9 protein-coding genes are annotated in these 12,457 nt (G+C 43.4%); 1 reads left to right on the top strand and 8 read right to left on the bottom strand.

Annotation, left to right across the window (positions count from 1 at the left end; all coding sequences use genetic code 11):
* Nucleotides 1-248: 248 nt before the first annotated feature.
* On the bottom strand, nt 249-1,070 hold the full coding sequence (gene mutM / locus E4K68_RS13265) for a bifunctional DNA-formamidopyrimidine glycosylase/DNA-(apurinic or apyrimidinic site) lyase (RefSeq protein WP_135379419.1): 822 nt from the start codon (nt 1,068-1,070) through the stop codon (nt 249-251).
* A gap of 12 nt (nt 1,071-1,082) precedes the next feature.
* Nucleotides 1,083-3,707 (bottom strand): DNA polymerase I, encoded by a 2,625-nt coding sequence (gene polA, locus E4K68_RS13260; protein WP_135379566.1) that lies wholly within the window; start codon nt 3,705-3,707, stop codon nt 1,083-1,085.
* Nucleotides 3,708-3,884: 177 nt separating this feature from the next.
* Between polA and E4K68_RS13255 the strand changes: the two genes are divergently transcribed.
* Entirely contained in the window at nt 3,885-4,814 is a 930-nt protein-coding gene (locus E4K68_RS13255; RefSeq protein WP_135379418.1) for a DMT family transporter, read from the top strand.
* A gap of 126 nt (nt 4,815-4,940) precedes the next feature.
* Here the strand turns inward: E4K68_RS13255 and E4K68_RS13250 are convergent, their stop codons facing one another.
* The 6 genes from E4K68_RS13250 to E4K68_RS13225 form a co-directional block, all read right to left on the bottom strand.
* On the bottom strand, nt 4,941-5,849 hold the full coding sequence (locus tag E4K68_RS13250) for a hypothetical protein (RefSeq protein WP_135379417.1): 909 nt from the start codon (nt 5,847-5,849) through the stop codon (nt 4,941-4,943).
* 417 nt (nt 5,850-6,266) lie between these two features.
* On the bottom strand, nt 6,267-7,838 hold the full coding sequence (locus E4K68_RS13245; protein WP_135379416.1) for a glycosyltransferase family 39 protein: 1,572 nt from the start codon (nt 7,836-7,838) through the stop codon (nt 6,267-6,269).
* A 16-nt stretch (nt 7,839-7,854) separates the two neighbouring features.
* A complete protein-coding gene (galU, locus tag E4K68_RS13240; RefSeq protein ID WP_135379415.1) occupies nt 7,855-8,757 on the bottom strand; it encodes a UTP--glucose-1-phosphate uridylyltransferase GalU in 903 nt (300 codons plus the stop codon).
* 17 nt (nt 8,758-8,774) lie between these two features.
* Nucleotides 8,775-9,161 carry a GtrA family protein gene (locus E4K68_RS13235; RefSeq protein WP_199241767.1) on the bottom strand — a complete coding sequence of 129 codons (387 nt, stop codon included), beginning with the start codon at nt 9,159-9,161 and terminating at the stop codon, nt 8,775-8,777.
* A 1-nt stretch (nt 9,162) separates the two neighbouring features.
* On the bottom strand, nt 9,163-10,131 hold the full coding sequence (locus E4K68_RS13230; RefSeq protein ID WP_135379414.1) for a glycosyltransferase family 2 protein: 969 nt from the start codon (nt 10,129-10,131) through the stop codon (nt 9,163-9,165).
* A 17-nt stretch (nt 10,132-10,148) separates the two neighbouring features.
* Entirely contained in the window at nt 10,149-12,353 is a 2,205-nt protein-coding gene (locus E4K68_RS13225; RefSeq protein ID WP_135379413.1) for a glycosyltransferase family 39 protein, read from the bottom strand.
* Nucleotides 12,354-12,457 lie beyond the last annotated feature (104 nt).

Genomic DNA, 12,457 nt, shown 5'->3' with positions numbered 1-12,457 from the left:
ATACGCTTCTTTCTTGCTCATGGACGCGCGGCTTTGCGTTCAAATCTACCTTAGATCATAATGTCCAATTTGCTCGTTAACTAGAGGCTATTTTTTAAGCCACTTATTTTCATGACTGGTTTTTCAGTACTGCAGTTGAGTCAAACCAGAACGAAAAAACAGCTCTCCTTAATCAGAGAGCTGAATACGAAATGTGCCATCTTTTATGAGGCACAAGGCAATTACATAGTTGAGAAAATTCAAGGGTGTTACCTCTGACACCTCGGGCAGAAAACTGTGGTCCTTCCGGCAAGGCGTATTCGTTCTAAGATCTGCCCACACACATTGCAAGGGTCTCCTCCCCTTCCATATACCTGTAGGGCCTTCTCAAACCATCCTTTTTCTCCATTAGCATCTCGATAATCCCGGAAGGACGTGCCTTGAGCATCTATCCCTGCTTGTAGAACGCTTTGAATAGCTTGATGGAGTTTTGAGATTTCTTCCTCGGATAGAGTGTCCACTCCTCGTTGCGGGGATATTCCCGCCAAGAAAAGGGATTCATCTACATAGATATTACCCAAGCCTGCTAAGACATGCTGGTCGAGTAAGGCGGCTTTTATAGAGAGTTTTTTCTTTCCAAAACGTTCTTTCAGAACTGCGGGAGTGAATTCTGCTTCCAAAGGCTCCGGACCCAGTTTGCTAAGAGAGGATTCACTTATACATAATGGGGTGGGTATGGCTTGAATGCGCCCGAATTTCCGCACATCTGAAAAATGGACTTCCCCGTGTTCTAGGCGAAAGACCACATGCGTATGTTTTTCGGGTTCTTGATGATCTCGATAATAATTCAATCGACCAGTCATACGCATATGCGCTATTAACGTCAAATCTTCATCCAATCGAATCAAAAGATACTTACCACGGCGATCTATTGTTTTGATCCGTCGCCCGGTAACTAAAGCTGTAAAGTCCGTATTTTCCCACCCACAGACTGCTGCGGGCCAAAAAAGAGTAATCTCCTCAATTTTTATGTTTGTAACGTGTTCAGCTAATGTCCGTCGAATCGTTTCAACCTCTGGAAGTTCTGGCATGTTGTTATCTCCTTAATCCATAGGCTTGAACGGCTGCATCTCATACCAATTCGGTCCCACTTTACAATCGACTGTCATGGGCACAGCGAGTGGGAAAGCGTTTTCCATTTCTTCAATCAGCATACGTGCCACACTTTCCAAATCCTCTGGAGCCACTTGAAGCAAGAGTTCGTCATGTACTTGGAGTAGCATGGCCGCCCGGAAGGGCTTCAACCCTTCGGCAACATTGATCATCGCTAATTTCATAATGTCAGCCGCTGTTCCCTGTACAGGTGTGTTCATGGCAATGCGTTCTCCCATATTGCGTTGAACACGATTAGGATGAAACAACTCTGGAATACGCCGGAGACGGTTTAACAAGGTACGGACTTGTCCCTCTTGTTTCGCCTGCTCAACGACCTCTTCGAGATAACGCTTGACCCCACTGTAGCGTTTGAAATATTGTTCAATATAAAATTTAGATTCTTTACGAGGAATTCCCAAATCACGCGAGAGGCCGAATTCGGTTAACCCGTAAACCAACCCAAAATTAACTGCCTTGGCACTCCGGCGCATGTTCGGAGTGACTGCTTCAAGCGAGGTACCAAAGACTTCCGCTGCTGTTCTAGTATGGACGTCCTGTCCCAGTGCAAACGATTCACACAGAAGTGGATCTTGAGAATAGTGAGCTAAAATTCGAAGTTCAATTTGAGAGTAGTCAGCAGATAGGAGCACCCATCCTGCTTCCGTGGGATGGAAAACTTTTCTTAACTGTCGACCCTGTTCCAGCCGAATGGGGATATTCTGCAAATTAGGTTCTGTGCTCGATAAACGACCAGTCGCTGTCACGGTTTGTTGGAAAGTCGTGTGAATTCGTCCGTCCTTCACTTGAGCGAGCAGCCCATTGACATAGGTTGACATGAGCTTATTCAGTTGCCGATAGTCAAGAATTTTCTCAACGATTGGATGAGCTAAGCGCAGTTCCTCCAACGTCTCCGCGTTGGTGGAATAACCCGTTTTAGTCTTTTTTGCAGTAGGAAGACCTAATTTCTCAAAAAGAATTGCACCCAATTGTTTCGGAGAATTTATATTGAACGATTCTTCGGCAAGAGAATAGATATCTTGCTCTAATTGTTTAAGAGTTAGACTGATTCCTTCACCGAAAGCAGTCAGCTGCTCTGTGTCAACTGCAATTCCATGGCGTTCCACTTGTGCAAGTACTAAGCTCAAAGGTTCTTCAATCTCATGCAGCAAGCCTGAGAGTCCCAGTAATTCGAGTTCTTCCTTAAATTTAGGAGCCACTTGGGCTAATGCTGAGGCTTCTTCCGCAGCGCCCACGAAGACATCTTGATTATGAACGTATTCTTTGACTAAATCCAGTGGGGCAAACTTAGTTCGCGCGGATTGAATCAAGTAGGATGCTAAACTTAAATCAAGCGTGACACCCTTTAATGTAGTGTCTTCGTTTGCGAGCAATAAGGCCGTCGTTTTACTATCTACCAAAATTTTGGGAACCTGCTCATTACCCAGCAAGTCTAACCACACCTTAACAATACCTGGGGATATTTCAGCACGTTTTAGTGTAAAAGCTTCACCCTGAGTTGCCACTCCCCATTCTAGCCAGTGACCGCCTTGTAAACCAGTACCCTCATAACGGCAGGCCAAGGTGAGTGGGATTTTCTTTGCCTGCCATTGTTCGATCTGGGCAAGCCAGCCTTCTTCCGTCAATGTGCGCTCTGGCCATGCCAGAAGCAATTCATCTGGGCATTCTCTGAGCGATTCCTCATCGTCTTTATGTCGTTCTTGCCATAATCGAGTCACATTCTTGAGATCATACTTTTTTAAAACGGGAAGTACTTTAGTCGCCCTTGGACGGCGGTATACCAGATCATCAATTGAAAACGCCAGGGGTACTTCGGTTAACATCGTCGCTAGTTTTTTACTCAGGATTGCCTGATCGGTATAGTCTTTTAAATTACTCTGCAGTTTTTTCCCAGAGACCTTATTCGCGTTCGCCAAAACTCCCTCGACTGTTTCAAATTCCCAAAGTAATTTCAGCGCTGTTTTCTCCCCGACACCGGGAACCCCTGGGATGTTATCCGAGGTGTCTCCCATAAGACCCTTAAGATCGATGATTTGGTAAGGACGCAGCTGGTAGCGTTCCCACAGGGCATTTTCATCATAACATTCGACTTCACTGATCCCTTTTTTCGTCAGAAAGATGTTCGTTTTAGCAGAGATAAGTTGCAAAGCATCTCTGTCCCCCGTATAAATCTGAATCTCCATCCCCTGTGTTTCCGCCTGTTTGGTGACTGCAGCAATAAGATCATCCGCTTCATACCCGGCAAGCTCAAGCATCGGAACGTCCAATTCCGTTAAGATTTCTTTAAGATAATCAAATTGAGGACGCAGTCCTTCCGGGGTTTCTTTCCTCTGCGCTTTATACCCGGCATACTGTTCAATACGAACCGTTGCTTTGGTTTTATCGAAAGCGACTACCCAATAATCGGGATGTTGCTCTTGTTCTAATCTAAAAAGCATCGTTAGGAAACCATGTAAGACATTCGTTGGGCGACCATCCGCTGTAGTCAACGGCGGTAAAGCGTAAAAGGCGCGATTCGCAAGGCTATTACCGTCCAAAATCACCATCCGTGGCATCATGAAAACCCCCATTCTTTCGCATTTCACTATATCATACCGACTGCTTTCTAACAAACAATTGCACCGCTAACTCGTTTTTTTGCAATTGACTACTTTTCTATAGATTAGTACAATTAGCTGTTAATACTTTAGTAGTAACCTATATTAGGCTAACTATATAGAAGGAGAGTTAAAATGTCCGATAAACAAATCCGTTTGTTAATGGTACTGACCACTGTTTTTTGGTCTGGTGCATTTATTACTGGCAAAATTGCCGTAGGAGAATTCCCCCCATTTGCATTGACTTTCTTTCGTTTCCTTTTCGCTTTGCCCTTGATTTTTGCAATTTTGTATATCAAAGAGCCGGGAAACCTTTTACCACGCGGTAGACAATGGCCCGCGCTTATCTTGCTTGGATTCGTTGGCACTTTTTGTTATCACGCATTGTTTTTTAGTTCACTAAACTATACTACGGCAATGAATTCGTCACTCATCGGAGCTATTAATCCCATGGTCACGACACTTCTGGCTGCCATGTTCTTCGGCGAACGATTAACTCCCTTGAGATTATTTGGAATTTTTCTGTCTTTCAGTGGCGTCTTTCTCTTCATTACGAATGGAGATTTGCAGCTAATATCCCAATTTCAATTCAACAAAGGTGATTTACTGATGCTAATTGCTGTCTGTTGTTTTGCTATCTATTCGCTACTTAGTAGACGATATATGAAACAATACCTTCTATCGCCGCTCATGGTCACTGCCTATACTTTCCTGATCTGTGTTGTTGTTTCCGTTCCTTTCGTTTTGTGGGAAAACCCTGCCACATATCTATTTGCAGCGACAGCGCGGGGATGGCTCTCCATTCTATATATGAGCGTGTTTGCTTCGGTATTGGGTTACCTTTTTCAGATGATTGCCATTCAACGTATTGGTGCACCTCGCACAGCCATTTTTATTAATTTGGTACCGATCTTTACGATTATCCAGTCTGTGACAATCTTAGGTGAGTCGATCACTTTGATTAAACTCATGAGCGCCGCCATTGTAATTACCGGCGTATATTTAGCCACACGACCTGAATCAAGGGTTAATTATTTAAAAAACTCATATAGAAAATCCCTATAGCCTGGCCAAGATTACTACTTTAGCATGTTCCTGAATCAAGACTTAATGCTTCCAACCTTTTAGTTAAACGTTTATTGCTAAACCCCGAGTGTCAATGACACTCGGGGTTTAGCATGTGCAGGATATCTATTTCGTTTGATCAAGCAATTGCCCTAAGAAGCTTTTTTGAAAATCATCCATACTTAACTTGTAGGTTGTTTGGAAAGCTTCGTTTGCGTCTTGTTGCTTTGCTGTTGCAGCTTTTAAGAAAGTAATAAACTGATCGGTACCAAATTGCTTAATCAGGGATTCTACAGCCATAAAATCCTCGTATTCTACATTGTAATTGGCAGTAATGATGTTTTGTTCTGTGGCCGTTAGAGGAAGTAACTGACCATTGCCAACTGCTTGCTGAACTCCTCTTTGTTGAGTTAGCATTTCAAGAGCTGTTCCATAAGAGTCGAGTTGTTGTTCAGCTAATAAACCGTCTCGCCAAGCAGCTCCTTCGTTGACCCATGTAGGCATTTTATCGCCAGACCCTGCTTGGTTAAAGGTAACGTGTGTCAATTCATGGGTCATCACATTAGCCAACTGTGAAATGTCTTGTAGATTATAAAGAGGAATCCAGATATTAGAGCCAATCGTAATTCCACCAGTATTAGCCGTGTAGACAGATATTTCACTAGCTGGGATACCAGCCTGAAGCAAAGCATTTCCGTAAGTTTTAGGACTGGAAAATAAAACAATGTTCACAGCCTGAGAAGGTGTCGAGCCAGCATATTTACTCAAAATCGGCAAAGATGTCTGGTTAATGATCTTTACAGCTGATTTGAGCAAATTATTGGTCACTCTATCGTCCCCAGCTTTTAGCGTAATACTTGAATTTGCCGACTGTGAAAGGGTTGTTTGAGTAACAGATAAATTATTTACATTTCTGCGACGATCCGACACATGTATGCTGGAACTAGGTAAACGGTGAGCAGGTTGTTCTTGAACGGACGGTTGATGTGTATAAATTTGGGCACTTAAAGCGAGTCCAGCAATTATTGATAGCATCTCTCATTCACTCCTCTGATCCGTGATCTATACTCAAACTACATTACGTGTATGTATATTCGACGAGAAAAAGGAGTTTCCTGTGGCTATCTTAAACATTCGCATAGTTTCACAAAATCTTAACAGTTTTTCGTCAGGTATTGAAATATCCTAAACTTATTTGCATTCATAAAATTATAGAGATTGAAGGTCTTTCCCTAATGTGCGAGAGAAAGTCTAAAATCTCTATAATATATTTTCCTATTAGGCATCAAAGTTTTCGAAGTTATGTTAAAGAGGCCAATACCTGTTTAAATATGTCTTGTTGGCCTGAAGGACGCTAGCCAGGATTTCCTTATAGATTTATTAAGTTGATACAATTTCTTCAATCTAAAAAATCCCTCCTTCGATTATTCGTTTACATTAATCACGGTAGTCTTACGTTATTACTTTGCAACATCCCCTCCTTTCCGTGACAATCTCATATAAAACCTTACAAAGGTATACGAACAACAAGACATTTAAGAGAGAGGTGGCGGCCAGAGTCGGGCCAAATGCAATAGAATTTATACCGTTCTGCGTTTCATAAAGAACAAAGTGAGTATTAATATAGATCGTCGTGCTATAGCCAGCGGCTAACAACACCAATCGTTTATCCTTAAGGTAAATAAAGGCTAAAATTGCTAAGGCAACGGCAGGAAACATATATCGTTCATGCATTCTAGTAGAAAACGTGAAGACACCGACGATCAGGAGGAGTGCTACAACAGAAGCATATATCCTGTTCTTTCCTTTAATGAAAAGAAACCATGAGAATGCTGTGATCATGACAATCGCAATCAGTCCCCAGGTATGATAACTGAATACAAATAGTGTGCCTGCATCCTTTACAAAGTTCGCTCCCAGCAAACTGAAAAAGTTAAAAGCGTTAACAGAAGCATAAGGGTACTCCCTTAGCGTACTTGCAAAGAGTTTGAAAATCCAAAGACCGTTCGTATTCAAAGAAAATGGAAGTACAATCACTATGCCCGTAACCAAGGCAGAGATAATTACTTTTATCCAACTCCTCAGAGTTTTTTGCCTAATCAGTTCAAAGAAAAGTACGGGGAGAAAGATAATCCCTTGCGGTTTCATAAGAACAGCTGCAGTAAACAAGACAGTGGCAACGCCGATTTTCTTTTCCGAAAGCAGAACAATCGCGGAAATAATGATTAATGTGAAGAGGGAATCCACCTGACCCCATATCGTTGAATTAATAAATACAGCTGGGTTGAAGGTGTAAAATGCGGCTATCAGGATGCTGATTTCCAAAGAGAGATATTTCTTCGCGAGTTTGTATAACAGAAAGGACGAGGCGATATCCGCAACGATGGATGGTAGCTTTAAAAGCAACGTGAAATAGGGACTCAGTGCAGATAAATTCCCGATTTTCCCAATGAGAAATAAAACGTAGATATACAAAGGCGGATAATCACTGGCGTTACGTCCTTGATAGAATTGGAAGAAATTATTGGCAGCAGTGGTTGCCCAGTTTTTAAATGTACTTAGATCAAAAGGATGGCCGCTAATCAACATGGCCAGAGGAATCCGCAAGAGCAAACCCACACCGAGTATGGTCAGAATCAGTAGTTTTGCATTACAAGGCTGGATTTTAGCCTTTTTCTTAATAACAAGGTAATAGGCTGCAAGGAAAAGCAATAAAAAGATAACAGCATAGGCAATAACTTGGGAGGAATAATTTGCACTCGCATTCGTACTCATACTTTTCATTCCATTTGGCCCACCTGCGTGTGGGGATACCGTTCTCTGACTTGCATCTGAAGGTTGGGACTGCCAGCCTGGTTCTTGAGGTGCATTTTGACTTGCAAACGAGTTACTATAGGCAATTTTAGTTTGAGTGGATTGAGTAGCATTACCGCTATAACTCTTCAAGGTTGTAATGCAAAAGACTGAGGCTAATACTAGAATCACTAACAAGCTTATTTTAAGAATATGCTTCTTGAATACCACTAGTTAGGTGCTCCTTTCATACCGCCGCCTTTTTCGGCCGATTCCTACTATGTTGCTTTTTAAGCACTCGATGCAAATAATCAATCAGCTGTGGTTGTAGTTCTTCCCTCTGTAGCCCCATTTCAATGATTGCCTTCATATAACCAAACTTATCCCCTATATCGTAGCGTTCTCCCTTCAACTCCAGCCCAAGCAGACCTTCCTGAAGACATACTTCTCGTAAGGCATCTGTTAGCTGATACTCGTTCCCCGCTCCTCTTTCTTGGGTTTTGAGAAAAGGAAAAATAGACGGCTTTAAGATATACCTACCCATGATTGCCAAATTGGAAGGAGCATTGGCTAGAGTGGGCTTTTCAATCAGATCTCTTACTTGTAAAATCTTGTTATGTTGTGCCACAGCCGAGATAATGCCATATTTGCTGACCTCCGCCGGATGCACCGGCTGGACGCCAACAACAGTTGTATCATCCGTTTCAAAGACATTGATCAGCTGCTTTAAAGCAGGAGGATCGGAAACCATAATATCGTCGCCAAGCAGAACAGCAAACGGTTCGTCGCCAATAAATTGCTCCGCGCAAAGAATGGCATGCCCCAAACCAAGCGGTTCCCTTTGGCGGATATAATGAATGTTGACCATATTGCTAATAGTTTGGATCTCGCTTAGTAAATCAGTTTTCCCCTTTTCCCACAGCATTTGTTCGAGTTCCACAGACTTGTCAAAATGATCTTCAATAGATTTCTTGTTTCTGCCCGTTACAATGAGTATACTTTCTATGCCCGACTGTACCGCTTCTTCCACGATATATTGGATGGCAGGTTTGTCAACGATCGGCAGCATTTCCTTAGGTTGGGCTTTGGTGGCGGGTAAAAATCTCGTACCCAAACCAGCTGCCGGGATAACGGCTTTTCTAATTTTCATACTATAACCCTCCAATTCTATAGTGAGATTGGCGAAAAAATCCACAAACGGCTTCCTACATAATTAATCCCAAGACTAGCGCACGTTGCCACCAATTTACAGACGATCAATGGCCATGCTAGGGAATTGTGAAAGTAGACTAACAATCCGTAAGTGATTATCAACGTACCTAGATTTAGTACCAAGAATCGGATCAACTGCCCGGAGGATTGACCGCGTCCTCTGAAAGTCCACGTCCGGTTCAATAGAAAACTATTCAATACTCCACAGGTGTAGGAGACACATTGCGCTATTAACAACAGAACACCCAAATTGGAGAGAACAGTAAATACGACAAAATCGACACCCGTATTTACTGTCCCTACCAGGCAGAACTTCATAAACTCCAGAGAACGCTTCGACATATTAGACAACCCTCTTAACATTCCGTTCTTTTTTCATCATTCCATGGCATTCACTCACAATATATAAGGGCCGATCTCTTGTTTCATCGTATATACGTCCGATATATTCTCCGATAATTCCCATCATCGTCAGAAGAATGCCGCTTAACACCAGTTGCATCGCCATAATCAGATTCCAACCTGCGATAACCGCAGGGGATAATATCTTTAGAAATAACAAGACTAACAAGTAGGTTAATCCAGAAGTGATGAGTACGACTCCGGCATAGTTCGCCATTTTGAGGGGCTTAAAGGAAAAGGAAGTTAGGCCGTCCAAACTTAGCTTGATCATCTTTTTCAGAGGATACTTCGTCTCACCGGCCAGCCGTTCATCCCTTTCATACTCAACAGCCGTTTGTCGGAAGCCAACCCAACTTACTAAGCCGCGAACGTAACGGTTTTTCTCAGGCAGCCGTTTTAGTTCTTCACACACTCTTCGATCCAATAAGCGAAAATCGCCAGTATCCGTCGGGATCTCAAGATCCGTGGAAGCTTTCAAAATTCGGTAAAACAAACGGGCAGTTTGTTTTTTAAAAAATGTTTCTCCCTTCCGCTTCGTCCGTTTGGCGTAAACGACGCCAAACCCTTCTTTCCACTTCGCAATCATATCCAAAATCAGCTCGGGCGGATCCTGTAAATCTGCGTCAATTACAACCACAGCCGCACCTGACGCGTAGTCCATCCCAGCCGTAATGGCAATTTGATGGCCAAAATTACGGGAAAACGTTATCAGCTTCACAGCAACATCCTGATCTCTAAAACCTTTGATCATAGCAGTCGTATGATCGCAGCTACCATCGTTCACGAAAATTAACTCATAAGGCTCTTTTGTTAAATCCATGACCTGCTTCAAACGCCGATAAGTTTGGTCAATGACAGCTTCTTCGTTGTAGACGGGAATAACTATGGAATAACGAATATCTGCGTTCATACTCTGCCTCCTACTTTTTAAAATTTGATTTCGTATAAAGTTTGGGAGCCGTTCATACCCTTACCTCCCTGGAAATTCCCATTATTCGTGCTTGACTGCCACTCTGTCTGCGGGACTACTTTCCCGTTTTGGATAATCCATGCCTGAACGTCTGAGCTTCCTCCTCCTGGTCCGCCGGAGGAACTCAAGAAATATTTGACCTCTTTGTTAGCAACCATTTGTTTTAATTTGTCTACGGTGAGGATAGGATCGGAGCCAGAAAACCCGCCCATCGCCATCACTGCCTTACCGGTATTAATAATGTAGGCTTCGGCTGTGCCAGCGTTGGTCGTTGCAAATAGGTATTTTTCACCCGTATTGTTGGCGGTTAGATAAGCAAGTAATTGTGTGTCAACATTTTCTTGGGGCTGGCCTTGTGATTGGTTAGGCGCCTGAACGTGTGTCTGATCTTGTGTTAGATTCTGCGTTTGATCTTGTACTTGAACTTTCGACTGGGCCTGCGCCTGGTCTTGTCCCGGACCTTGGCCGTGCATACCCGCTCCATTTTGCGGTCCTGCTGCTGGCATCATGGCGTTATCTCCGTAGATGAGCGGCGTAGTAGCCCAATAAAGCGGAGCTACTAGTAGTATCAAAATTCCTCCCAAAGCAGCTACTCTGGAGATCGAGATTTTTAGTTCACGCCCCAAAGTTCGAGTGGATAGAGGTAAGCATAGAATGAGGGAAACCACGATTCCTACAACCCCTACAGCAATTGGCAAACCTAAGCCGATTTGTGTCTTATAAGGCAATAGAATATAGATCTCAAAAGCTGTCGTTCCTAAAAATCCCACTGGCAGCAACCATCGTTTCCAGCCTTCGCGGTTGCGGTTAAAGTTAAAGAGTTCTACCCAACCTGCTCCTGTCAGAGCTGCAATAGGTGGAGCTAACATAATTAGATAGTACTGATGAAAAAACCCTGCTACACTGAAGAACCCCATCATAGGTATTAACCAAGCCAGCCAAAATAGGCTTTCTTTCTGCTTATCGGTCAGTGGTTTTTTGGGACGAATTCCAAGCAACAGGCCGACCGCTGCCAACAAGGCAAAAGGAAGCAGCCAACTGATTTGTCCAGATAACTGGGGTTGGAATAAGCGGAGCGGTCCGGCCGTTCCAGTGTTGAACATACCATTGCCTCCATTACCTCCATCGCCCGGCGCTCCACCACCTGGGCCACCATCTCTCATTTGACGGTTTGAATTATTGTCATCAATGGCTGGGTTCTGCCCAGCCGAGTTTTGACTTAATCCACCGCCATCTGAACTTTGGCCAGTCAATGGTTGACCTTGCAGTCCTGTAGGCATCTGCCCTCCGTCATCTTGCCTTTGCCCGGACATTTCCTGCGAAGCAGGAATTCCGCCACCATCTCCTGCTCGATTGCCGCCTCCTGGTCCTCCCTGACCTGTGAGGCGAGAAATGCCGTTATAACCGAATGCCAGTTCCAACACCGAATTTGTTTGACTGCTACCAACATAAGGACGGTTTTCCTTCGGAATGCTGTCTACAATGAGGGGCCATGATAACGATACAATCAACAAGGCTACAGTTGAGGCGGCAAGCACACCCATTTTCTTTTTCCAATTAACCTTGAAAGCAATTAAATAAAATAGATAAAAGGCAGGCAGTACCATATAAGCTTGGAGCATTTTGATATTAAAACCTACCCCGATCGTAGAAAAAGCAGCGATGGACCAACTCCACTTTTTTGTTTTAATAGCCTTGAATAACATCCAAGTTACAGAGAGAAGCGTGAAAACCAATAAACTATCGACATTATTTGAGCGGCTTGCAGCCACTGCGATCGGGGTACAGGCGGCTACTAAAGCTGAGAACCGAGCTGCTGTTTTACCAAAAGATGGTTTAATAAGTGCGTAAATTAGCAGTACAGACCCTACTCCTGCCAGAGCTTGCGGCAAAATGACACTCCAGCCATGCACACCAAACACCGATGCGAACATCGTCTGGATCCAGAATGCTACGGGAGGTTTATCCACGGTCACGAACCCCCCCGGATCAAAGGAAGCGAAGAAGAAGTTGTGAAGACTTTGCAGCATACTAGTGACTGCAGCTGTGTAATAGGCATTAGCATATTGGTCCTTCCAAATACCGTAGATATTTAAAAAAGCGGCTAATAAGCAAATTCCAATCAGTAACGGATCAATATGTTTAGATTTTAATAATTTCATTGTTTCAGAAAACTCCTTTACAAATTAATGTCTGACGTCGCATCGTTCCGTTCTCTTGGTTCTCCATTACTATAACTCTCGTTCCTGAATCGAGCCTAAACGCT

This window comes from Desulfosporosinus sp. Sb-LF (assembly GCF_004766055.1).
Taxonomy (GTDB): domain Bacteria; phylum Bacillota; class Desulfitobacteriia; order Desulfitobacteriales; family Desulfitobacteriaceae; genus Desulfosporosinus.
This window is presented reverse-complemented; position numbering and strand designations above follow the sequence as displayed.